Genomic DNA, 23,285 nt, shown 5'->3' with positions numbered 1-23,285 from the left:
TCGACGAGGGGTGTCGCCCCAGGATGGGGTACCGCTGGTGATCACCCTGTCCGCGATCCGTTACCGATCAGTCGGGAACTGGTCGTGAGCGGCCATCGCCTCCTGCCGGTCGCTCTCCTCCCGCAGGATGGCGCAGTGCAGCCACGCCTCGGGGATAGCGAAACCGTCCACAAGCGTGCGCATCTGCGGGCGCAGCTCCTTGAGCAGGCTGTTCACCACGGCGGTGATCGCCTTGGCGCGGGCCGGGGTGAGTCGGCCGTGCTCCAGGAACCATCCCTTGTGGGCCTCGATGACGCTGAGGGCGTACAGGTCGCAGACCCGGGAGAGCAGGGCCGCGACGGCCGGGTCGCTGGTGGCTTCGATGCCGGCGACGAACGCCTCCAGCGTGACCCGGTCGATGTGCGCGGAAGCGACGGTGAGGACGTGGTCCTGCACGTCGTTGAAGATGTCGAAGGGCCGGTCCCGCTTGGTGCTCGCGCCGTTGCGCAGCCGCCGGACGGCGCCGTCGAGCAGGTGCTTCTCGCGGTCCTCGAAGACGCTGAGCTGCCACCCCCGGTCGGTGACGGCGACCTCCTCGCCCCGACCGGGAACGGCGCTGACGAGCCGCTCGATGAGCGCCCGCGCGGCGGTCCGCTCCAGCACCATCTCGCGGACCTGCTCGGCGACGAAGGACGCCCGCCCCCAGCCGTCCAGCGAGCCGAACTCGTCCTTGTAGCCGGTGAGCAGTCCCTTGGCCACCAGTTGCAGCAGGACCGTGTTGTCGCCCTCGAACGTGGTGAACACGTCGGTGTCGGCCTTGAGGCTGGGCAGCCGGTTCTCGGCCAGGTAACCGGCGCCGCCGCACGCCTCGCGGCACATCTGGATGGTCCGGGTGGCGTGCCAGGTCTGCGCGGCCTTGAGGCCGGCGGCCCGCGACTCCAACTCCCGCTGCCGGTGCTCGTCGACCGGCTCGTCGCTGCCCTGCACCTCGTGGACGGCGGCCACCAGCTCGGCCTGGGCGAAGTGCAGCGCGAACGTGGTCGCCAGGGCGGGCAGCAGCTTGCGCTGGTGGGCCAGGTAGTCGTTGAGCAGCACCTCACGGTCGGCGTCGGGGGTGCCGAACTGGCGACGCACGTCGCCGTAGCGGACCGCGATGGTCAGCGCCGACTTGGTCGCCGCCGCTGCCGCGCCGCCCACGCTCACCCGGCCCCGGACCAGGGTGCCGAGCATGGTGAAGAAGCGCCGGGAGTCGTCGGCGATCGGGCTGGCGTAGGTGCCGTCCGCAGCGACCTGGCCGTAGCGGTCCAGCAGCATGTCGCGCGGCACGCGGACGTGGTCGAAGCTGAGTCGCCCGTTGTCCACGCCGAGCAGCCCGGCCTTGGGCCCGGCGTCGCCGATCGTCACACCGGGCATCGGGTTGCCGTCCGCGTCGCGGATCGGCACCAACCAGGCGTGTACGCCGTGCCGCTGCCCGCCGGTCACGAGCTGTGCGAAGACCACCGCCATCCGACCGTCCCGGGCGGCGTTGCCGATGTAGTCCTTACGGGCGGCCTGGTGCGGGGTGTGCAGCTCGAAGGTCTGCGTCTCCGGGTCGTACGTGCAGGTGGTGCGCAGTTGCTGGACGTCCGAGCCGTGACCGGTCTCGGTCATCGCGAAGCAGCCGAGCAGATCACCGGCGACGATGTCCCGCAGGTGGGCGTCGTGGTGTCGACGGGTGCCGAGCGCCAGCACCGCCCCGCCGAACAGACCCCACTGCACGCCCGCCTTGACCATCAGCGAGAGGTCGACCTGCGCCAGCATCTCACTGGCCACGACCGAGGCGCCGACGTCGGCGTGGCCGCCGTACTCGGTGGGGAAGGACGCCGCCATGCCCAACTCGACGGGCAGCTCGGTGAGCAGTCGACTGATCCGCTCCCGGGCCTGGTCGCCGCTCTCCCCGTACACGGGGAGGAAACGTTCGTCGAGTTTGTCCCGGTGTACGTCGCGGACCTCGGCCCACGGCCCGTCAAGGACCTTCCGCAGGTGGGCGACGTCGACGGGGTCGGACACGGAACGGGGCACGGCTACCTCAACTGACGTCGTCATGGTCGGTTTGTACCCAATCAAGGGTACAAACCTGCCGGTCAGTGCAGGTGACCGTCGTCACGATGCCCGGAGCGGACGCCGTTCAGCCCGGCAGGCGACCGGCCTCGATGATCCGGGCCAGGAACTGCCGGGTACGCGGCTGCGTGGGCGCGCCGAGCACCTGGGCCGGCGGGCCCGACTCGACCACCCGGCCGCCGTCGAGGAAGCAGACCTGGTCGGCCACGTCCCGGGCGAAGCTCATCTCGTGCGTGGCCAGCACCATGGTCATGCCGTCGGCCTTGAGGTCGCGGATCATCGTCAGCACCTCGCCGACCAGCTCCGGGTCGAGCGCCGAGGTGACCTCGTCGAGCAGCAGCAGCCGGGGCGAGTTGGCCAGCGCGCGCACGATCGCCACGCGCTGTTGCTGGCCGCCGGAGAGCCGATCCGGGTACGCGTCGGCCCGGTCCGCGAGCCCCACCCGGTCCAGCAGCTCCCGGGCGTGCGCCTCGGCGTCGGCCCGGGACCGCCCGTGCACCCGACGCGGAGCCAGGGTCACGTTGTCCAGCACGCTCAGATGCGGGAAGAGGTTGTACGCCTGGAAGACCATGCCGATGCGGCGGCGTACCCGGTCCGGGTCCACGCCCGGGGCGGTGATCTCCTCGCCGTCCAGCTCGATCGTCCCGTCGTGCAGCTCCTCCAGCAGGTTGACGCAGCGCAGCAGCGTCGACTTGCCGGAGCCGGAGGCCCCGATCAACGCCACCACCCGGTGCTCGGCCACGGTCAGGTCGAGCGAGTCCAGCACCACCCGGCCACCGAACTCCTTGCGCAGCCCCCGACACCGCAACACGTCCACGGTCAGCCTCCGGACTGGCGTCGGGCCGCCCGCAACGTCACCTGGTCGGTGACCGCGATCAGCGGGATGGCGAGCAGGACGAAGAGCACCCCGGCCACGATGTACGGCGTGTAGTTGAACGTCTGGGCGGTGGCGATCTGTGCCGCCCGTACCGCGTCGATCGGCCCGGCCAGGGAGACCAGCCCGACGTCCTTCTGCAACGCCACCACGTCGTTGAGCAGCGGCGGTGCCACCCGCCGGACCGCCTGCGGCAGCACCACGTGCCGCATCGTCTGCCGATAGGTCAGCCCCAGCGAGCGGGCCGCCGCGAGCTGGCTGGGATGCACCGACTCGATGCCGGCGCGGAACACCTCGGCCAGGTATCCGCCGTAGGTGAGCACCAGCGCCAACCCGCCCAGCACCAGCACCGGCGGCATGCCCTGCAACCGCAGCCCCGGCACGCCGAGGGTCAGCACGTACAGCACGATGATCAACGGCAGGCCGCGGAACGTGTACGTGTAGCCGGCCGCGAGCGCCCGGATCGGGAAGAACACCGGGCCGCGCAGCGTCCGCAGGACGGCGATCAGCAGCCCGAGCAGCAGCGCGCCGATCGCGCAGCAGACCAGCAACCGGACGTTGAGCCAGAGCCCGGCGAGCACCCGGGGCAGCGCGTCCCGGGCGATCTCCGGGTCGAGGAACGATTCGCGTACCCGGTCCCAGCCCGGCGCCCCGGTCACCGCGACCGCGAGCAGCGTGCCGATCACCGCCGTGGAGGCGGCGGCGACCAGCACGCTCAGCACGGTCTGCCGACGGCGGTACGCGTCCCGGGCCCGCTGCGCGGGCGACGGATCGTGGTGGGTGAGGGTGCTCACGTGAGTTCGGGTGCACCCGCCACCTGGGCGAGCCACTGCTGCTCCAACTGCTTCAGCACACCGTCACCGGCGAGCTGACCGACCGCGCCGCTGACACAGCCGGTCAGCGGGGAGTCCTTGTCCAGCAGCAGCCCGAACGCCTCCGGCGAACCCACCTGCGGGAACTGCCCGACGATCACCGCGTCGTCGATCTCGGCCGAGGTGATGTAGAACGCGGTGGGCAGGTCCACCACCAGCCCGTCGATCTGCCCGTTCTGCAGCGCCTTCTTGGCGTCGTCGTTGCTGTTGTAGACCTGCGGCTCGACCGTCGGCTTCACCAGGTCGGTGATCGCCTGGTAGCTGGTCGTGCCGACCTGGGCGCCGAGTTTGGCGTCGCGCAGGTCTGCCAGCGCCCTGCTACCCGCGATCTTGGAGGACTTCAGCGTGATGACCGACTGCCGCACCAGGTAGTACGGCGCGGAGAAGTCCACCGCCCGCTTGCGCTCGTCGGTGATGGAGAACTGGTTGATGTCGAAGTCGAACTCCTTCGGCCCGGGGGCGACGGCGGTGTCGAACTTGACCCGGGTCCAGACCACGTCCGCGCGGGCGTACCCGAGCTTCTCGGCGACCGCGTACGCCACGGCGGACTCGAAGCCCTCCCCGTTGTCCGGCTTGTCGTCGACGAACCACGGCTGGTACGCGGGCTCGTCGGTGGCGATGGTGAGCTTGCCCGGCGTACGGGTGACCAGGCTCTCCTTGTCGCACGCGGCGGACGCGGTGGGCTGGGGGGCGGGTGCGGATTCGGGCGCGCAGGCGCTGACCGCGAGCAGGACCGAGCCGGCGGCCGCGAGCGCGAGGATGCGAGGAGTGCTGACCATGGCGGTCAGCGTACGACCTGCATCGGCGGACGTCGAAGGGGTGTCCCACCATGTCGGTAGGGAATTCCGGTCCCGCCCAGCGGTCGGCACCGGCCCCGTGCTCACGGCGACCGAGGGCGACTGAAAGAATCCGATTCCGTGAAGACGTTCGAGGAGTTGTTCGCCGAGCTGCAGGCCAAGGCCGCCGCCGGCACCCCGGGCTCCGGCACGGTCGCCGCGCTGGAGAAGGGCGTGCACTTCATCGGCAAGAAGGTCGTCGAGGAGGCGGCCGAGTCGTGGATGGCCGCCGAGCACGAGGGGCCCGAGCGCACCGCCGAGGAGATCTCCCAGCTGCTCTACCAGGTCCAGGTGCTGATGCTGGCCAGCGGTCTCGACCTGAAGGACGTCTACCGACATCTGTGAGTGCCCCGCCGTCGACCTCAACCCGATCGAAGGAGCACTCCGTCATGCTGCGTGTCGCCGTACCCAACAAGGGCGCCCTGGCCGAATCCGCCGCCAAGATGCTGCGCGAGGCGGGCTACCGCCAGCGCACCGATCCCAAGGACCTGGTCTGCCGGGACGAGCCCAACGACATCGAGTTCTTCTACCTGCGCCCGAAGGACATCGCCACCTACGTCGGCTCCGGTGACCTGGATGTCGGCATCACCGGCCGGGACCTGCTGATCGACTCCGGCGCGCCGGCCGAGGAGATCGTCGACCTGAACTTCGGCCGGGCCACCTTCCGCTTCGCCGCCCGGCCCGACGACGTCGACGACGTCCGGGAACTCGGTGGGCACCGGATCGCCACCGCGTACCCGGGGCTGGTCGAACGGCACCTGACCGAGCTGGGCGTCAAGGCCGACGTGATCCGGCTCGACGGCGCGGTGGAGAACGCCATCCGGCTCGGCGTCGCCGACGTGGTCGCCGACGTGGTCGAGACCGGCGCCACGCTGCGCCAGGCCGGGTTGGTGGTCTTCGGCGAGCCGCTGCTGCGCTCGTCGGCGGTGCTGGTCCGCCGGGTCGGCGCCGACGGCCACCCGCAGGCCGAGCAGTTGCTACGGCGGCTGCACGGGGTGCTGGTGGCCCGCCGCTACGTGATGCTCGCCTACGACGTACCGGCCGGGCTGCTGGACCGGGCCAGCTCGCTGACCCCCGGCATCGAGTCGCCGACCGTCTCCCCGCTGCACCGCGAGGGCTGGGTCGCGGTGCAGGCCATGGTGCTGCGCGACGACGTACACCAGATCATGGACGAGCTGTACGACCTCGGCGCCCGGGCGATCCTGGTCACCAACATCCACGCCTGCCGGCTGTGAGGCCGCGCCCGACGGCGCTCGCGCTCGCCCTGGTCACCCTCGGCGGCGTCGCGTCGGCGGCGCAGGGCGCGGTCAACGCCGAGCTGGGGCAGCAGACCGGCAACGCCACCCTGGGTGCGGTCGTCAACAACCTCGGCGGCTGCCTGCTGGTGCTGCTCGGGCTGCTGGCGTTGCCGTCCATGCGGACCGGGCTCGTCGCGCTGCGGCGGGCCCGGCTGCCCTGGTGGTCGTACCTGGGCGGGCTGGGCGGCGCGGCCATCGTGGTGCTCGCCGCCTACGCCGTGCCGGTGCTCGGCGTCGCGGTCTTCACCATCGCCCAGGTCGCCGGCAGCAGCCTCGGCGGGCTGGCCTCGGACCGCTCCGGCCTGGCCCCGGTGGGTCGGCTGCCGCTCACCGCGCCGCGCATCGCCGGGGCGCTGCTCGGGGTGGCCGCGGTGGCCCTGGCCCAGACCGGACGACCGATCGGTGACCTGGCCGTCGGCGTGCTCCTGCTGGCCGTGCTCGGCGGCGTCGCCGTGGCGTTGCAGGCCGCGCTCAACGGCCGGATCTCCGCCGCCGGTTCGGCCGCCGCCGGAGTCGCGGTCAACTTCGTCGTCAGTACGCCGGTGGTGCTGCTCGTCGCCGCGCTGGCCGGTGCCTTCACCGGCCCGTCCATCAGTTGGCCGAGCGGTTGGCACCTCTACACCGGCGGGCTGCTCGGCGTCGGCATCGTCGCGGCCCTGGTGATCGGCGTCCGCGCGGCCGGCGTCCTGCGCACCGGCCTGGCCCTGGTCGGCGGCCAACTCGTCGGCGCCCTGCTGCTGGACGTGCTGCTGCCGCAGGGCCCCGGCGCCCGGCTACCGGTCCTGGCCGGCGCCGTGCTCACCCTGCTCGCCGTGCTGGTCGCCAGTCGCGGCCCCCGCGCCGCCACCGCCCCGGCCACCGGCACACCACCACCCCCGGTCCCGCCACAGTCCGGTCCGCCGGTGCCGGAGCGGTCGCCGTCGGGTCCGCTGTCGGCCGGTCCGCCCTCGGTCGCCGGGGCCGGGACCGACGGGGACGACGGCGCGGTCCGTGTGGCGCCGGACGACACGCCGGGGCCGGATGGCAAACTGGGCACATGAGTGAGCGGCGGGACGCGACGCAGGCCAGTGCCGGCACGAGCGAACGCGACCCGGCGGGCGGCACCGACCGGGTCCGCCTGCAACCGCGCCGCATCCGGCTGGTCTGCTGGATCTCGGCGGCCGTACTGGTCGTCGTGTTCGCCCTGATCGCCACCACGCTGACCGGTCCCACCGGCAACGGCTACGGCACCTTCCAGCGTGGCGACCAGTTCGCCATGATCGGGCTCGGCGTCCTCTTCGCCCTCGGCACGCTGCTGTTCACCCGCCCCCGGGTCGAGGCCGACGCCCACCGCATCCGGGTCCGCAACATCATCGGCTCGTACGAGCTGCCCTGGGAGGTCGTCCGCGGCGTCCGCTTCGACCGGGGCGCACCGTGGGCGGCCCTGGAGCTGTACGACGACGACCTGCTGCCGGTGGTCGCCCTCCAGGCCGCCGACAAGCAGCTCGCCGTCGACGGCGTCCGTGCCCTGCGCCGCCTGCACCAGGCGCACCTGACCGCCGTCACCGAGCGCGCCACCCGCTGACCCGCCTCTGCCGCGTGCTGGTTGTCCTGGTCGGTCGCTGTCGCACCGGCCGAACCGCTGCCACGCGGCCGGCCGTCACGCTGCGTCGCCTTCGCCGCTGCACTCGTGTGGTCGGCGGCCTGTCGAGCTGACCGCACGAACGGATCGCCCCGGGTCCGGCCCTCGGTGATGGCGTCGACGGTTCAGCTCGACAGGGCCCGGACCAGACCACCAACCGGCGCGCGGACGACAGACCATCAGCGCAGGCGGCTGGATCAGCGCAGGCGGAGCGAGACAGGGGCGGGTCGGTTTGGGGGCGTGGTTACCGACGGTGTAGTGTGGTCGAGTCGACCAGGCTGTCCGCGTTGCGCGGGCGGCCATGAAAGTGGGGCGCCTGCTCCCACCCGAGTCGCCGACTGCGGCGGCCGGGTCCGGTCTCCGGTTCCGGGCATGTCCCGGGCCGGGATGCGCGATCCTGTGATCGTGCCGACCGGTCGAGCGGGCCCTGGCATGCGCCGGGGCCTTCTGCTTTCCGGGTCGGTTCCCAACCGGGAGCCACCGGGTCGGCCACGCATGAAGAACCGACTCGAGGAGGCCCCATCAGCGTCGAACCACGCGTGAACGAGCAGATCCGGGCACGTGAGGTCCGACTGGTCGGCCCCGAGGGTGAGCAGGTGGGCATCGTCCCGCTGGAGCGCGCCCTTCAGCTGGCCGCGGACGTCGATCTGGACCTGGTCGAGGTTGCGCCCATGGCGCGCCCGCCGGTGTGCAAGCTCATGGACTTCGGCAAGTTCAAGTACGAGAGCGCACTCAAGGCGCGCGAAGCGCGGCGTAATCAGCAGCAGACCGTCATCAAGGAGATGAAGCTCCGGCCGAAGATCGATCCGCACGACTACGAGACCAAGAAGGGTCACGTGGTGCGGTTCCTCAAGGCCGGCGACAAGGTCAAGGTGACGATCATGTTCCGCGGTCGCGAGCAGAGTCGCCCGGAGCTGGGTTACCGGCTCCTGCGTCGGCTGGAGAGCGAGATCTCGGAGCTGGGGTACGTCGAGGCCGCTCCGAAGCAGGACGGTCGAAACATGATCATGGTGCTCGCGCCGCACCGCGCCACCAAGGCCGCCGCGGTCGCCGCGGTCGCCTCCCGGGGCGGGGCGCCCCGGGACCGGGCAGCGGAGGATTCCGCCGCGCCGGAGGCCGGCGAGACCGCAGCAGCCGGTGACACCGGCACCGTCGCCGACAACAGCGGCGAGTAACAGGGGAGAAGACGTTCCACATGCCGAAGATGAAGAGCCACACGGGGACGGGCAAGCGGGTCCGCGTGACCGGCAAGGGCAAGATCATGAAGCAGCAGGCCGGTCTGCGCCACAACCTGGAGAAGAAGTCCTCCACCCGTACCCGGCGGCTGACGGGCCTGGTCGAGGTCGCCAAGTCCGACGTCAAGCGCCTCAAGAAGCTGCTCGGCCGCTGACGCGCGCCAACCTGAGTCCAAGAAGGAGTTGAGATGGCACGCGTCAAGCGGGCTGTGAACGCCCAGAAGAAGCGCCGTACCCTGCTGGAGACCGCGAGTGGCTACCGCGGTCAGCGCTCCCGGCTGTACCGCAAGGCCAAGGAGCAGGTGCTGCACTCGATGCAGTACGCCTACCGGGACCGTCGCGACCGCAAGGGCGACTTCCGGCAGCTGTGGATCCAGCGGATCAACGCGGGTGCCCGTGCCAACGGGATGACCTACAACCGCCTGATCCAGGGCCTGCGCCTGGCCGGCATCGAGGTCGACCGCAAGATCCTGGCCGACATGGCGGTCCACGACGCTCCGGCGTTCGCGGCGATCGTCGAGCTGGCCCGGGCCGCGGTCAAGGCCGAGGGCACCGGCGGCGCGCCGGCTCAGGCCGCCTGATCCCCGCACAACGCAGTGAGGCGTCCCCACGACCGGGGGCGCCTCGCGCGTGTGTGGTGAGGACAACATGACCTTCACACCGCGTACCCCCCGGGTGGTCGCCGCCCGCCGGCTCCACCGCCGCCGGGACCGCGAGGCCACCGGCCGGTTCCTGGCCGAGGGGCCGCAGGCGGTCCGCGAGGCCCTGGCCCGTCCGCGTACGGTGCGGGAGCTGTTCGGCACCCCGGCCGCCCTCGACCGGTACGCCGACCTCGCGGCAGCCGCCGCCCGGGACGACGTACCCGTCTCCGAGGTGACCGAGGAGGCGCTCGCCGCGCTCGCCGAGACCGTCGCACCGCAGGGACTGGTCGCCGTCTGCGAGCACGTCGACGTACCGCTGGAGACCGCCCTGGCCCGAGGCCCGCGCCTGGTCGCCGTACTCGCCGGCATCCGTGACCCGGGCAACGCCGGCACAGTGCTGCGGACCGCCGACGCGGCCGGGGCCGCCGTGGTGGTCTTCGCCGGGGAGGCGGTCGACCCGTACAACGGCAAGTGTGTCCGGTCCTCGGCCGGCAGCCTGTTCCACGTCGACGTGGTCCGCGAACGCGACCCCGCCGAGGTGGTCGTCGCGGCGCGGTCCGCCGGGCTGACCGTGTTCGCCGCCACCGGGCACGGCGCCGACGACCTCGACGACCTGGCCGACGCCGGTCGGCTCGCCACGCCCACCGCCTGGCTGTTCGGCTCCGAGGCGCACGGCCTGCCCGCCGAGCTGGTCGAGACCGCCGACGCCCGGGTCCGGGTGCCGCTGCACGGGCGTGCCGAGAGCCTCAACCTGGCTGCGGCTGCGGCGGTCTGCCTGTACGCTTCGGCGAGAGCGCAGCGCTGACCTCACACCCCACAAGGAGAGCGGCCCCCATGGTGAACGCGATACGGCGTTCCTTTAGCCAGCCCGCCGGTGTCGGCGGGCGGCGGGCCTGACCTGCTCCCCACGCGACTCCCACCGGCGGGCTGCGGCGCAGCCGCGCGTCCGTAGACTCGCTTCGCCGCCCGTGAGGGCCGGCACCGCCGTGAGGGAGTGCCCGTACGCCATGAGCTACCGCAACGATCCGTACGACCCGAAGCAGGTCGCCCTGCTCGACCCGGCCGCCCTGGCCGAGGCCGTGACCGAGGCCGAGAAGGCGTTCGCCGCCGCCGGTGACCCCGACGCGCTGGCCGCGGTGCGCCCGGCGCACCTCGGTGACCGCGCCCCGGTCTCGCTGGCCCGCCGGGAGATCGGCGCGCTGCCGCCGGCCGCCAAGTCCGACGCCGGCAAGCGGGTCAACGAGGCCCGCCGTGCCATCGAGCAGGCCCACGCCGCCCGCGCCGAGGTGCTGGAGCGCGAACAGGCCGAGCGGGTGCTGGTGGAGGAGCGCGTCGACGTGACGTTGCCCTACGACCGGCGGCCGCGTGGCTCCCGGCACCCGATCAGCCAGCTGACCGAGCAGATCAGCGATCTGTTCGTCGGGATGGGCTACGAGGTGGCCGAGGGACCCGAGGTCGAGTTGGAGTGGACCAACTTCGACGCGTTGAACATCGGACCGGACCACCCGGCGCGCGGCCTGATGGACACGTTCCACATCGCACCCACCGAGGAGTCCGGGCTGGTCCTGCGGACCCACACCTCGCCGGTGCAGGCGCGGACCATGCTGACCCGCAAGCCGCCGATCTATGTGGTCGTGCCCGGCCGGGTCTACCGCACCGACGAGTTGGACGCCACCCACGCGCCCGTCTTCCACCAGGTCGAGGGCCTGGTGGTGGACAAGGGCATCACCATGGCCCACCTGCGCGGCACCCTGGACCACTTCGCCCGGGCGATGTTCGGCGAGGGTGCGCGGACCCGCTTCCGGCCGCACTACTTCCCGTTCACCGAGCCGTCGGCCGAGTTCGACGTCTGGTTCCCGGAGCACCGCGACGGCCCCCGCTGGGTGGAGTGGGGCGGCTGCGGCATGGTCAACCCGCGGGTGCTGCGCGCCTGCGGCATCGACCCGGAGGTCTACTCGGGGTTCGCCTTCGGCATGGGCATCGACCGCACGGTGATGTTCCGGCACGGGGTCAGCGACATGCGGGACATGGCCGAAGGCGACGTGCGGTTCACCCGCGCGTTCGGGGCCGGGGTGTAGGGCGACGGGTTCGAGTCACGGAGACGGTGGTCACAAGTCATGCGAGTTTCTGTCAGTTGGCTGCGGGAGTACGTCGACCTCCCGGCCGACCTGCCCGCCGCCGACCTGGAGCGGGCCCTGGTCGACCTCGGTATCGAGGTCGAGTCGATCGTGGACCTGGCCGACACGGTCCAGGGGGCGCTGGTGGTCGGTGAGGTCCTCGAGATCGAGGAGCTGACCGGGTTCAAGAAGCCGATCCGGTTCTGCCGGGTCGACGTCGGCGCCGCCAACGGCACCGGCGAGCCGCAGGAGATCGTCTGTGGGGCGCGCAACTTCGCCCCGGGCGACCGGGTGGTGGTGATCCTGCCCGGTGGTGTCCTGCCGGGTGGCTTCGCCATCGGCGCCCGCAAGACGTACGGGCGCAACTCCAACGGCATGATCTGCTCCGAGCGCGAGCTGGGCCTCGGCGACGACCACGACGGCATCGTGGTGCTGCCCGAGGGCACCGCCGCCAAGCCCGGTGACGACGCCCGACCGGTGGTCGGCCTCGACGACGTCGTGGTGGAGGTGGAGATCACCCCGGACCGGGGCTACCAGATGTCGCTGCGGGGTCTGGCCCGCGAGTTGGCGCTGGCCCTCGGGGTCGGCTTCCGGGACCCCGGTCTGGTCCCCGCGCCGGCCGGCACGGACGCGCCGGCGTACCCGGTCGAGGTCCGGGACACGGTCGGCTGCGACCGGTTCGCGGCCCGGCTGGTGTGTGGCGTGGACCCGACCGCGCCGAGCCCCGACTGGATGCAGCGGCGGCTCACCGTCGCCGGCATCCGCACCATCTCGCTGCCGGTGGACATCACCAACTACGTGATGCTGGAACTCGGCCAGCCGATGCACGCCTTCGACGCGGACCGGATCACCGGCGCGCTGGTGGTCCGACGGGCCGAAGCGGGCGAGAAGCTGACCACGCTCGACGGGGTGACCCGGGCGCTGGCGCCGGAGGACATGGTCATCTGCGACACCGGGGCACCGAACCCGGTCGCCGGTGAGGGCGTGCCGATCTCGCTCGCCGCCGTGATGGGTGGCGAGACCAGCGAGGTGGTGCCCGGCACCGTCAACGTGCTGTTCGAGGCCGCGCACTGGGACCCGGTGATGGTCGGGCGCACCGCTCGCCGGCACAAGCTGTTCAGCGAGGCCGCGAAGCGCTGGGAGCGGGGCGTGGACCCGGCCCTGCCGCTGGTCGCGATCGAGCGGGCGGTACGGCTGCTCACCGAGTACGCGGGCGGCACCGTCGCCGACGAGGTGCTGGACATCGACCACGTCGCACCGCGTACGCCGGTGGTGCTGCCGGTGGACCTGCCCACCCGGCGGGTCGGCGTGGAATACCCGCCGGCTCGGGTGGTAGCGCTGCTGGAACAGGTCGGGTGCACCGTCGCCCGGGGCGCCGACCGGCTCACCGAGGACGCGGGCGAGGTGGGTGCCGTGGCCGGTGTCGAGGCGCTCAGCGTCACCCCGCCGACCTGGCGGCCCGACCTGACCGATCCGGCCGACCTGGTCGAGGAGGTGGCCCGCCTCGACGGGTACGACAAGGTGCCGTCGGTGCTGCCGACCGCGCCGCCCGGGCGGGGGTTGACCGCGCGGCAGCGTCGTCACCGCGCGGTGTGCCGCTCGCTCGCCGAACGCGGCTTCGTCGAGGTGCTGGCGCATCCGTTCGTGGCGGCCGAACTGGCCGACCAGCTCGGGCTGCCCGCCGACGACCCGCGTCGCCAGGCGGTCCGGCTCGCCAACCCGCTGTCCGAGGAGGAGCCGCTGCTGCGGACCGCGCTGCTCGGTCCGCTGCTCGGCATCGTCCGCCGCAATCTGGGTCGTGGCCTGCGGGACCTGGCGCTGTATGAGACCGGCACGGTGTTCCGTGCGCGTCCGGATGCCGGACGTCCGCCGGTGATGGGCGTCGACCGGCGTCCCACCGACGAGGAGTTCGCCGCCGCCGACGCGGTCGTCCCGGACCAGCCCCGGCACGTCGCGGTCGTGCTGACCGGCGACGTCGAGCCGGCCGGCTGGTGGGGCGCGGGTCGGGCCGCCGGCTGGGCGGACGCTGTCGAGGCGGGTCGGGCGGTGCTCGCCGCCGCCGGGGTGCCGCAGGACAGCATCGAGGTGCGGGCCGCCGAGTACGCCCCGTGGCATCCCGGCCGGTGCGCCGCGTTGCTGGTGGACGGCACGGTGGTCGGTCACGCCGGTGAACTGCACCCGACGGTGCTCGCCACGCTGGAACTGCCCCGCCGGACCAGCGCCATGGAGCTGGACCTGGACGCGTTGCCGGAGGCGCCGGTGGCGCTCGCGCCGACGGTGTCCGGCTTCCCGCCGGCGCTGATCGACGTGGCGCTGGTGGTGGACGAGTCGGTCCCGGCGGAGTCGGTGCGGCAGGCCCTCACCGAGGGTGCCGGTGACCTGCTGGAATCGGTGCGGCTGTTCGACGTGTACGCCTCCGACCAGTTGGGCGCGGGCCGCAAGTCGTTGGCGTACAAGCTGACCTTCCGCGCACCCGACCGGACGCTGACCGTCGAGGAGGCGGTCGCCGCCCGGGACGCCGCGGTGGCCCGTGCCGCCGAGCGCTTCCAGGCGACCCTGCGCGGCGCCTGACGACGATGAAAGGAAGGGTCCCCTCCTAACGCCTCGTGCATAGGAGGGGCCCCTTCCTTGCATCCAGGGCAGAGATCGGCCGAAAGGCGCGTATCGATAGCTGTTTGGTTACCCGCGAGTCACGTCCGAGCGGTTAGCCTGCTTGGATTCCGCGCACCGAGGCCGATCGCCCCGCCACCCCCACGGGAGTCCCCTCATGTCCGACGAGCCACCCTCCGCGGTCGACGTCTGCATAGTCGGTGGTTGTGGCCGGGTCGCCTCCCACTGGGCATCGCCTTCGCCGCCCGTGGGCTCTCCGTCGTGCTGTACGACCTCAACGCCGACGCGGTGGACACCGTCAACGCCGCCACGTTGCCGTTCGCGGAGGCGGGTGCCGCCGCACCGCTGGCCGAGGCGGTCGCCACCGGTCGTCTCCGGGCCACCACCGACCCGGCGGCGGTGGGCGTCTCCGAGCATCTGGTGGTCGTCGTGGGGACCCCGGTCGACGAGCACCTCAACCCGGATCTCGGCGCCGTGCCCCGGGCTCTCGAGCGGTGCGCCGAGCACCTGCGGGACGGGCAGCTCGTCGTGCTGCGCAGCACCGTCTATCCGGGCGTGACCGCGCTGACCGAGAAGCTGCTGGCCGCCAAGGGGGTGCACGCCGACGTCGCCTTCTGTCCGGAGCGGATCGCCGAGGGCCACGCGATGACCGAGCTGTTCGCGCTGCCGCAGATCGTCGCCGCGCGTACGCCGGAGGCACAGGCTCGGGCGGAGCGGTTGTTCCGGCACCTCACCGAGCAGATCGTGCCGTTGCAGCCGGAGGAGGCGGAGCTGGCGAAGTTGTTCACCAACACGTGGCGCTACATCAAGTTCGCCACCGCCAACCAGTTCTGGATGATGGCCAACGACTTCGGGCTCGACTTCTCCCGGATCCGGCACGCGGTGGCGTACGACTACCCGCGCGCGGCGGACCTGCCGATGCCGGGGTTCGCCGCCGGACCGTGCCTGTTCAAGGACACCATGCAGTTGGCCGCGTTCAACCGGAACAATTTCGTGCTCGGCCACTCGGCGATGCTGATCAACGAGGGGCTGCCGCTGTACCTGGTGTCCCGGTTGGAGGACCGCTTCGACCTGGCCGCCTCGACGGTGGGCATCCTCGGGATGGCGTTCAAGGGCGGCAGCGACGACCCTCGGGAGAGCCTGGCGTACAAGCTGCGCAAGATCCTGGCCTTGAAGACCCGGGCGACGCTGTGCACCGACCCGTACGTGGTCGACGAGCGGTTCCTCGACCTGGACGAGGTGCTGCGCCGCTCGGATCTCCTGGTGATCGCGGCACCGCACGAACAGTACGCCCGCCTCGACACCGATCGACCGGTGATCGACATGTGGGGCCTGACCGGGCAGGGGGTGCGGGTGTGAACCCGCGCGTCTCGGTGATCGTGCCGGTCTACGACGAGGGCGAGGCGATCGTCCGCTGCCTGGAACGGATGCTGCGGGAGCTGATGCTCCCCGCCGAGGTGCTCATCGTGCACGACCAGCCCGAGGACAGCACGGTGCCGTACGTCGCGCAGATCGCGCGGACCGATCCTCGGGTGCGGGCGGTGCTGAACACCTACGGCCGGGGACCGGCCAACGCGATCCGGTTCGGCATCGACGCGGCCCGGGGGCCGGTCGTGGTGGTGACGATGGCCGACGGCTGTGACGACCCCCGGCAGATCGACGAGCTGGCCCGGCTGGTGGACCGTGGGGTGGTGGTCGCGGCGGCGTCCCGCTACATGCCGGGCGGCCAGCAGGTCGGCGGTCCACGGTTGAAGCGGCTCATGTCCCGCTGGGCGGGCCGGAGCCTCTACACCTTCGCCCGGGTCGGCACCCGGGACGCCACCAACAGCTTCAAGGCGTACGACACCGCGTTCGTGCGGGAGGTCGGTATCGAGTCGCGGACCGGCTTCGAGATCGGGCTGGAGTTGACCGCCAAGGCGACCCGGCTGCGGCTGCCGGTGGCGGAGATCCCGACGATCTGGCTGGACCGGCCGCTCGGCGAGTCGCACTTCGACCTGGGGCGCTTCCTGCCGGGCTACCTGCGTTGGTACTTCTTCTCCTACGGTCGACGGCTGAGCCGGGAGAAGATGGCCGCCCGGCGCGGTCCGGCGGTCGTGGCGGTTCCGCGCGGCACCGAGTACGACAAGCGCGGCACCGAGTACGAGAAGACGGCTTAGGAGCGTACGTGGCGAAGGTCCTGGTAACCGGTTCGGCCGGCTTCATCGGCGGCTACCTGGTCTCCGAGTTGCTCGATCGCGGGCACGAGGTGGTCGGTATCGACGACTTCTCGAAGTACGGGCCGGTCACCCACAGCTACGACGCGCACCCGCGCTTCCGGTTCGTCGAGGGCGACGCGCGCGACGTCGACCTGCTCACCGACCTGCTCGACGGCTGTGATCACCTGGTCGCCGGCGCGGCGATGATCGGCGGGATCTCCTACTTCCACGCGTACGCCTACGACCTGCTCGCCACCAACGAACGGATCATGGCGGCCACCTGCGACGCGGCGATCCGGGCCCATCGGGAGGGACGGCTGGCCAAGGTCACCTACCTCTCCTCCTCGATGGTGTTCGAGTCGACCGCGCACTGGCCGAGCCGGGAGGGCGACGAGCGTCGGATCCCGCCGCCGCTGTCCTCGTACGGCTTCCAGAAGCTGGCCGTGGAGTACTACGCCCGGGCCGCCTGGGAGCAGTACCGGTTGCCGTACACGATCGTGCGGCCGTTCAACTGCGTGGGCGTGGGGGAGGGGCGGGCCCTGGGCCAGGCCGAGGTGCTCTCCGGCAACGTGAAGCTGGCCATGTCGCACGTGGTGCCCGACCTGGTGCAGAAGATCGTCAAGGGGCAGGACCCACTGCACATCCTCGGCGAGGGCGACCAGGTGCGGCACTACACCTACGGCGGTGACCTGGCGCGGGGCATCGCGCTCGCCGTCGAGCACCCGGCCGCGCGCAACGAGGACTTCAACCTCTCCACCACGCGGTCGACCACCGTCCTGGAGTTGGCCGAGCTGATCTGGCACAAGATCAAGGGACCGGACGTGCCGTTCCGCCACGTCAGTGACGATCCTTTCGAGTACGACGTGCGCAAGCGCGTCCCGGACACCACCAAGGCCGCCGAGGTGCTCGGTTTCACGGCCACCACCTCGCTGGACGAGATGCTTGACGAGGTCATCCCGTGGGTGACCCGGGCGGTGGCCGAGGGGCGTCTCTGAGGTCCCGAACGCCGTCCGGTGACATCACCATGCAGCGGTATGCATGACCTTGCGGTCAGTCATCAGGCGCTGCTAACCTCTTCTGCATAGTCATGCGGAGGTAGGTATGGGAATTCGGGTCGCAGTCGCCGGGGCGAGCGGATACGCCGGAGGTGAGCTGCTGCGCCTGCTGGCCGGGCACCCCGAGTTCGAGCTGGTCGCCGCCACCGCGCACAGTCAGGCGGGGCAACCGCTGGACACCGTGCACCCGCAGCTCACCGGCATGGACCTGACCTTCGCGGCGACCACCCCGGACGTACTGGCCGACGCCGACCTGGTCTTCCTCGCGCTGCCGCACGGTGAGTCGGCCGCTCTCGCGGCCCGGCTGCCCGCGCAGGTGCGGGTGGTGGACCTCGGCGCGGACCACCGCCTGGTCGACGGCGAGGCCTGGACCCGCTACTACGGCGGCACCCACGCCGGCGCGTGGACCTACGGCCTGCCCGAGCTGCCCGGCCAGCGGGAGCGCATCGCCGCCTCCACGCGGGTGGCCAACACCGGCTGTTACGCGGCCACCATCGTGCTGGCGCTGGCACCGTTGATCGCCGCCGGAGCCGCCGACCCGGCCGACGTGGTGGTCGTCGCCGCCAGCGGCACCTCGGGCGCGGGCCGGGCCGCCAAGACCCATCTGCTGGCCAGCGAGGTGGCGGGCGACCTGTCGCCCTACAAGGTCGGTGCCCACCAGCACGTACCCGAGATCAAGCAGGCCACCGGCGCGACCGGGCTGTCCTTCACGCCGGTGCTGGCGCCGATGCCGCGCGGCATCCTGGCCACCGTCACGGCGCGGCCGACCGGCGAGGTGGACCCCCGCGCGGTGCTGGCACAGGCGTACGCGGACGCACCCTTCGTGCACCTGCTGCCCGAGGGACGGTGGCCGCACACCGCCGCCACCCTCGGCGGCAACGCCTGCCACCTCCAGGCCACCGTCGACGTCGACTCCGGTCGGCTGATCGTGGTCGCCGCCCTGGACAACCTCGGCAAGGGCGCCGCCGGCCAGGCGGTGCAGAACGCCAACCTGATGTTCGGTCTGCCCGAGACCACGGGCCTGTCCTGCTTCGGAGTCGCGCCATGACCGTCACCACTCCGGCGGGATTCCGGGCGGCCGGGGTCGCCGCCGGCCTCAAGACCAGCGGCGCCTCCGACGTGGCCCTGGTGGTCAACGACGGCCCGGACGCCGGGGTCGCTGCGGTCTTCACCAGCAACCGGGTCAAGGCCGCGCCGGTGATCTGGACCCAGCAGGTGGTCCACGGCGGCCTGGTCCGGGTGGTGGTGCTCAACTCCGGCGGCGCGAACGCCTGCACCGGTCCGGCCGGCTTCCAGGACACCCACGCCACCGCCGAACACACCGCCGCCGAACTGAGCGCGGTCACCGGTCGGGAGTACGGCGCCGGTGAGGTGGCCGTCTGCTCCACCGGCCTGATCGGTGAACGGCTCCCCATGGACAAGCTCCTGCCGGGAGTGGGCGCGGCGGTGCGGGCCCTGACCGGTGACGGTGGCGACGCCGCCGCCGAGGCGATCATGACCACCGACAGCCGACCGAAGACCGCCGTGACGCGCGGCGACGGCTGGACCGTCGGTGGCATGGCCAAGGGCGCCGGCATGCTGGCTCCCGGCATGGCCACCATGCTCTGCGTGCTGACCACCGACGCGGTGGCCACGCCGGAGACGCTCGGCACCGCGCTGCGGGCCGCCACCCGGGTCACCTTCGACCGGGTCGACTCCGACGGCTGCATGTCGACGAACGACACCGTGCTGCTGCTGGCCAGCGGCGCCTCCGGGGTCGCGCCGAGCGAGGCGGAGCTGACCGACGCGGTCACCGCCGCCTGCCACGACCTGGCGAGGCAGTTGCTGGCCGACGCCGAGGGCGCCACGAAGGAGATCGCCATCGAGGTGGTCGGCGCGGCGAACGAGGACGAGGCGGTCGAGGTGGGCCGGTCGGTGGCCCGCAACAACCTGGTGAAGACCGCGCTGTTCGGCAACGACCCGAACTGGGGGCGGATCCTCGCCGCCGTCGGCACGACCGCCGCCACGTTCGAGCCGGACGAGATCGACGTGGCGGTCAACGGGATCTGGATCTGCCGCTCCGGCGCCGCCGCCGAGGATCGCTCCCGCGTCGACCTGACCGGACGGGACGTCACCATCCGGATCGACCTGCACGCCGGGGCCGCCGAGGCGACGGTGTGGACCAACGACCTGTCGCACGGGTACGTGCACGAGAACTCCGCGTATTCAACATGATCTATCACGGAAGGCCGGTCCGGTGACCCTGACCTCGGATCTGACCCGCGCCCAGGAGAAGGCCGCCACCCTGATCGAGGCCCTGCCCTGGCTGGCCCGCTTCTCCGGGTCCACGGTCGTGGTCAAGTACGGCGGCAACGCCATGGTCGACCCCGAGTTGCAGCGGGCCTTCGCCGCCGACATGGTGTTCCTGCGCTACGTCGGGCTCAAGCCGGTCGTGGTGCACGGCGGGGGGCCGCAGATCTCGGCGATGCTCGGTCGGCTCGGCATCGACAGCGAGTTCCGGGGCGGCCTGCGGGTGACCACCCCGGAGGCGATGGACGTGGTCCGGATGGTGCTGGTCGGGCAGGTCGGCCGGGAACTGGTCGGGCTGATCAACGCGCACGGTCCGTTCGCGGTCGGGCTCTCCGGCGAGGACGCCGGGCTGTTCACCGCGGTACGCCGACACGCGTACGTGGACGGGGAAGCCGTCGACGTGGGCCAGGTCGGCGACGTCGAGTCGGTGGACGTCTCGGCGGTCGACGACCTGATCGGGGCGGGCCGGATTCCGGTGATCTCCACGGTGGCCCCGGACGTGGACGGGGTGCTGCACAACCTCAACGCGGACACCGCCGCCGCCGCGCTGGCGGTGGCGCTGCGCGCCCGCAAGCTGGTCGTGCTCACCGACGTGCCCGGTCTGTACGCCAACTGGCCGGACACCTCCAGCCTGGTCAGCGAGATCGGCACCACCGAGCTGGCCGAGCTGCTGCCGTCGCTGGAGTCGGGCATGGTGCCCAAGATGGAGGCCTGCCTGCGTGCGGTCACCGGCGGCGTACCCGCGGCCCACGTGGTCGACGGCCGGGTCGCGCACTCCACCCTGTTGGAAGTTTTCACCTCGGAAGGCTTCGGAACGATGGTGATCCCCTCATGAGCGAGCGGAGTGCCGGCATGACGCTGGTCGAGCGGTGGCGGCAGTCGATGATGGACAACTACGGCACGCCGCCGCTGGCCCTGGTGTCCGGTTCCGGCGCGGTGGTGACCGACGAGACCGGTCGGGAGTACGTGGACCTGCTCGGCGGCATCGCCGTCAACTCCCTCGGTCACGCGCACCCGGCCGTGGTGGCCGCCGTGTCGAAGCAGGTCGCCACGCTCGGACACGTCTCCAACCTGTACGTCGCCGAACCGCCGGTGGCCCTGGCGGAGCTGTTGCTGGCCCTGGCCGGACGTCCGGGTCGGGTGTTCTTCGCCAACTCCGGCGCGGAGGCCAACGAGGCGGCGTTCAAGCTGTCCCGGCGGACCGGCCGCACCCACGCGGTCGCCACCGTCGGTGGTTTCCACGGCCGGACCATGGGCGCCCTGGCGTTGACCGGTCAGCCGGCCAAAGCCGACCCGTTCCGTCCGCTGCCCGGCGAGGTCGACCACGTCCCGTACGGTGACGTCGCCGCGCTGGAGGCGGCGGTGACCGACGCGACGGCGATGGTGATCCTGGAGCCGATCCAGGGCGAGAACGGCGTGGTGGTCCCGCCGGCCGGCTACCTCGCCGCCGCCCGGCGGATCACCGCCCGGCACGGCGCGCTGCTGGTGATCGACGAGGTGCAGACCGGGATCGGTCGCACCGGGCACTGGTACGCGCACCAGGCCGAGGGCGTCGAGCCGGACGTGGTGACCCTGGCCAAGGGGCTCGGCGGTGGGCTGCCGATCGGTGCCACCCTGGCCTTCGGTCCGGCCGCGGAGCTGCTGGTCGCCGGGTCGCACGGCAGCACGTTCGGCGGCAACCCGGTGAGCTGCGCCGCCGCGCTCGCGGTGATCTCCACGATCGCCCACGAGGGGCTGCTCGATCACGTCAAGCGGATTGGGGAGCGGCTGCGCCGGGGCATCGAGGGGCTCGGGCACCCGTTGGTGGGCGGGGTGCGGGGTGCCGGGCTGCTGCTCGGCGTGACGCTGACCGCGCCGGTGTCGGCCGCCGCCACCGAGGCGCTGCGCGCGGCCGGTTTCCTGGTGAACCCGATCCAGCCGGACGTGCTCCGGCTGGCCCCGCCGCTGATCCTCAGCGCCGACCAGGCCGACGCGTTCCTGGCCGCGCTGCCCCTCGCCCTCACCGCCGTGGCCGGTACCCGTGTCCCGGCCGGCACCCCTGATCCGACCTCGACGGAGGCCAGCGAATGACCCGGCACTTCCTGCGTGACGACGACCTGTCGCCCGCCGAGCAGGCCGCCGTGCTCGACCTGGCGGCCCGGATGAAGGCCGACCGGTTCGCCTACGCGCCGCTCGCCGGGCCCCGGTCGGTGGCGGTGCTCTTCGACAAGCAGAGTCTGCGGACCCGGATCTCGTTCGACGCCGGCATCGCCGAACTCGGCGGGCACCCGCTGGTGGTGGACACCCAGGTCACTCACTTCGGGCGGGGGGAGACGCTGGCCGACGCGGGTCGGGTGTTGTCCCGCTACGTGGCCGCGATCGTGCTGCGCACGCACGGCGACGACCGGATCGCCGAGGTGGCCGAGGGGGCCACCGTGCCGGTGGTCAACGCGCTGACCGACGGCTTCCACCCCTGCCAGCTCCTGGCGGACCTGCTGACCGTGCGGGAACGTTTCGGCGACATCGCCGGGCGCACCCTGGCGTACGTCGGTGACGCGGCGAACAACATGTCCCACTCGTACCTGCTGGCCGGCGCGACCGCCGGGATGCACGTCCGCGTCGCCGGTCCGGAGGGCTTCGCGCCCGACGCCGACGTGGTGGCCCGCGCCGAGGCGATCGCCGCCGACACCGGCGGCAGCGTCCGGGTGCTCGTCGACCCGGTCGCCGCGGTCCGGGACGCCGACGTGGTCGCCACCGACACCTGGGTCTCCATGGGGCAGGAGAGCGACGGGCTGGACCGCGCCACCCCGTTCCTGCCGTACCAGGTCAACGAGGAACTGCTCGGGCACGCCGCACCGACGGTGATCGTGCTGCACTGCCTGCCGGCGCACCGGGGCGAGGAGATCACCGACGAGGTGCTGGACGGCCCGCGCAGCGCCGTCTTCGACCAGGCGGAGAATCGGCTGCACGCCCAGAAGGCGTTGCTGACGTTCCTGCTGACGGAGACCACATGAGCGCACCGTTGACCCGTGCCGCCCGGCACGCCCGCATCGTCGAGCTGATCCGCGACCGGGCCGTCCGCTCGCAGACCGAGCTGGCCGAGTTCCTCGGCGACGAGGGCGTCCAGGTCACCCAGGCCACGCTCTCGCGGGACCTGAAGGAACTCGGTGCGGTCACCGCCCGGGGCGGCGACGGCCGGGCCGTGTACGTCATCCCGGAGGACGGTCACCGGCCGCTGCGCGACGCCGAGGCGGCGCCGGCCCGACTGGTACGGCTGCTGCGGGAACTGCTCAACGAGGTCGACTCCAGCGGCAACATCGCGGTGCTGCGCACCCCGCCGGGGGCGGCACAGTATCTGGCCAGCGCGTTGGACCGGGCGGGCCTGCCGGAGGTGGTCGGCACCATCGCCGGTGACGACACCATCCTCGTGGTGGCCCGCGAATCCGACGGCGGAGCCGCGCTCGGCGAACGACTCGCCGGCTGGGCCCGTCGCGACGAGTACACCGAAGGGAACACAGCACCATGACCGAGCGGGACCTCGGGCGGGACGCCCGGTGCGGAGCGTCGCGGTGGTGACCACCAGA

23 protein-coding genes are annotated in these 23,285 nt (G+C 72.2%); 19 read left to right on the top strand and 4 right to left on the bottom strand.

Going from position 1 to position 23,285, the window contains the following annotated elements:
- Positions 1–60 precede the first annotated feature (60 nt).
- The 4 genes from ACIBO1_RS28890 to ACIBO1_RS28875 form a co-directional block, all read right to left on the bottom strand.
- Positions 61–2,064 carry an acyl-CoA dehydrogenase gene (locus ACIBO1_RS28890; protein WP_396751903.1) on the bottom strand — a complete coding sequence of 668 codons (2,004 nt, stop codon included), beginning with the start codon at positions 2,062–2,064 and terminating at the stop codon, positions 61–63.
- Positions 2,065–2,146: 82 nt separating this feature from the next.
- On the bottom strand, positions 2,147–2,896 hold the full coding sequence (locus ACIBO1_RS28885) for an amino acid ABC transporter ATP-binding protein (RefSeq protein WP_396751901.1): 750 nt from the start codon (positions 2,894–2,896) through the stop codon (positions 2,147–2,149).
- Positions 2,897–2,898: 2 nt separating this feature from the next.
- The gene (locus ACIBO1_RS28880) at positions 2,899–3,747 is read right to left on the bottom strand and encodes an amino acid ABC transporter permease (RefSeq protein ID WP_396751898.1); all 849 of its coding nucleotides are present in this window, start codon (positions 3,745–3,747) and stop codon (positions 2,899–2,901) included.
- The gene (locus tag ACIBO1_RS28875; RefSeq protein WP_396751895.1) at positions 3,744–4,604 is read right to left on the bottom strand and encodes an ABC transporter substrate-binding protein; all 861 of its coding nucleotides are present in this window, start codon (positions 4,602–4,604) and stop codon (positions 3,744–3,746) included. The genes ACIBO1_RS28880 and ACIBO1_RS28875 overlap by 4 nt, the downstream gene beginning before the upstream one ends.
- Before the next feature lie 120 nt (positions 4,605–4,724).
- Here ACIBO1_RS28875 and ACIBO1_RS28870 point away from each other — a divergent pair, with 120 nt between their 5' ends.
- From ACIBO1_RS28870 to ACIBO1_RS28780, 19 genes are all read left to right on the top strand, one after another.
- The gene (locus tag ACIBO1_RS28870) at positions 4,725–5,006 is read left to right on the top strand and encodes a phosphoribosyl-ATP diphosphatase (protein ID WP_396699188.1); all 282 of its coding nucleotides are present in this window, start codon (positions 4,725–4,727) and stop codon (positions 5,004–5,006) included.
- A gap of 44 nt (positions 5,007–5,050) precedes the next feature.
- Positions 5,051–5,896, top strand: coding sequence for an ATP phosphoribosyltransferase (hisG, locus tag ACIBO1_RS28865; protein WP_396751893.1), 846 nt, complete (start codon positions 5,051–5,053; stop codon positions 5,894–5,896).
- The gene (locus tag ACIBO1_RS28860) at positions 5,893–6,999 is read left to right on the top strand and encodes a DMT family transporter (protein ID WP_396751890.1); all 1,107 of its coding nucleotides are present in this window, start codon (positions 5,893–5,895) and stop codon (positions 6,997–6,999) included. The genes hisG and ACIBO1_RS28860 overlap by 4 nt, the downstream gene beginning before the upstream one ends.
- On the top strand, positions 6,996–7,523 hold the full coding sequence (locus ACIBO1_RS28855; protein ID WP_396751888.1) for a PH domain-containing protein: 528 nt from the start codon (positions 6,996–6,998) through the stop codon (positions 7,521–7,523). Before ACIBO1_RS28860 ends, ACIBO1_RS28855 begins: the two co-directional genes overlap by 4 nt.
- A gap of 596 nt (positions 7,524–8,119) precedes the next feature.
- Positions 8,120–8,755, top strand: coding sequence for a translation initiation factor IF-3 (gene infC / locus ACIBO1_RS28850; RefSeq protein ID WP_350700095.1), 636 nt, complete (start codon positions 8,120–8,122; stop codon positions 8,753–8,755).
- A 20-nt stretch (positions 8,756–8,775) separates the two neighbouring features.
- Positions 8,776–8,970: a 50S ribosomal protein L35 gene (gene rpmI, locus ACIBO1_RS28845; protein WP_117230163.1), complete on the top strand. Its 195-nt coding sequence runs from the start codon at positions 8,776–8,778 to the stop codon at positions 8,968–8,970.
- Between the two features lie 33 nt (positions 8,971–9,003).
- A complete protein-coding gene (gene rplT / locus ACIBO1_RS28840; RefSeq protein ID WP_117230164.1) occupies positions 9,004–9,396 on the top strand; it encodes a 50S ribosomal protein L20 in 393 nt (130 codons plus the stop codon).
- A gap of 67 nt (positions 9,397–9,463) precedes the next feature.
- A complete protein-coding gene (locus ACIBO1_RS28835; RefSeq protein WP_396751886.1) occupies positions 9,464–10,261 on the top strand; it encodes a TrmH family RNA methyltransferase in 798 nt (265 codons plus the stop codon).
- A 202-nt stretch (positions 10,262–10,463) separates the two neighbouring features.
- Positions 10,464–11,534, top strand: coding sequence for a phenylalanine--tRNA ligase subunit alpha (pheS, locus tag ACIBO1_RS28830; RefSeq protein WP_396751884.1), 1,071 nt, complete (start codon positions 10,464–10,466; stop codon positions 11,532–11,534).
- 39 nt (positions 11,535–11,573) lie between these two features.
- Positions 11,574–14,144: a phenylalanine--tRNA ligase subunit beta gene (gene pheT, locus ACIBO1_RS28825; RefSeq protein WP_396751882.1), complete on the top strand. Its 2,571-nt coding sequence runs from the start codon at positions 11,574–11,576 to the stop codon at positions 14,142–14,144.
- Positions 14,145–14,387: 243 nt separating this feature from the next.
- On the top strand, positions 14,388–15,542 hold the full coding sequence (locus tag ACIBO1_RS28820) for a nucleotide sugar dehydrogenase (RefSeq protein ID WP_396751880.1): 1,155 nt from the start codon (positions 14,388–14,390) through the stop codon (positions 15,540–15,542).
- Entirely contained in the window at positions 15,539–16,339 is an 801-nt protein-coding gene (locus tag ACIBO1_RS28815; RefSeq protein WP_396751877.1) for a glycosyltransferase family 2 protein, read from the top strand. The genes ACIBO1_RS28820 and ACIBO1_RS28815 overlap by 4 nt, the downstream gene beginning before the upstream one ends.
- 8 nt (positions 16,340–16,347) lie before the next feature.
- Entirely contained in the window at positions 16,348–17,373 is a 1,026-nt protein-coding gene (locus ACIBO1_RS28810) for an NAD-dependent epimerase/dehydratase family protein (RefSeq protein WP_396751875.1), read from the top strand.
- A 106-nt stretch (positions 17,374–17,479) separates the two neighbouring features.
- On the top strand, positions 17,480–18,481 hold the full coding sequence (gene argC / locus ACIBO1_RS28805; protein WP_396751873.1) for an N-acetyl-gamma-glutamyl-phosphate reductase: 1,002 nt from the start codon (positions 17,480–17,482) through the stop codon (positions 18,479–18,481).
- Entirely contained in the window at positions 18,478–19,647 is a 1,170-nt protein-coding gene (argJ, locus tag ACIBO1_RS28800) for a bifunctional glutamate N-acetyltransferase/amino-acid acetyltransferase ArgJ (protein WP_396751871.1), read from the top strand. Before argC ends, argJ begins: the two co-directional genes overlap by 4 nt.
- Positions 19,648–19,669: 22 nt before the next feature.
- On the top strand, positions 19,670–20,557 hold the full coding sequence (gene argB / locus ACIBO1_RS28795) for an acetylglutamate kinase (protein WP_350700076.1): 888 nt from the start codon (positions 19,670–19,672) through the stop codon (positions 20,555–20,557).
- 17 nt (positions 20,558–20,574) lie between these two features.
- The gene (locus ACIBO1_RS28790) at positions 20,575–21,792 is read left to right on the top strand and encodes an acetylornithine transaminase (RefSeq protein ID WP_396751943.1); all 1,218 of its coding nucleotides are present in this window, start codon (positions 20,575–20,577) and stop codon (positions 21,790–21,792) included.
- Positions 21,789–22,715, top strand: a complete 927-nt coding sequence (gene argF / locus ACIBO1_RS28785) for an ornithine carbamoyltransferase (protein WP_396751868.1) — start codon at positions 21,789–21,791, stop codon at positions 22,713–22,715. Before ACIBO1_RS28790 ends, argF begins: the two co-directional genes overlap by 4 nt.
- On the top strand, positions 22,712–23,227 hold the full coding sequence (locus ACIBO1_RS28780; protein ID WP_117230175.1) for an arginine repressor: 516 nt from the start codon (positions 22,712–22,714) through the stop codon (positions 23,225–23,227). The genes argF and ACIBO1_RS28780 overlap by 4 nt, the downstream gene beginning before the upstream one ends.
- The last annotated feature ends 58 nt before the right edge of the window (positions 23,228–23,285 follow it).

The sequence above is a fragment of the Micromonospora sp. NPDC049903 genome (assembly GCF_044460945.1).
Classification (GTDB): domain Bacteria; phylum Actinomycetota; class Actinomycetes; order Mycobacteriales; family Micromonosporaceae; genus Micromonospora.
The sequence above is the reverse complement of the archived record's forward strand: the minus strand, read 5'-3'. Positions and strand labels throughout refer to the sequence as shown.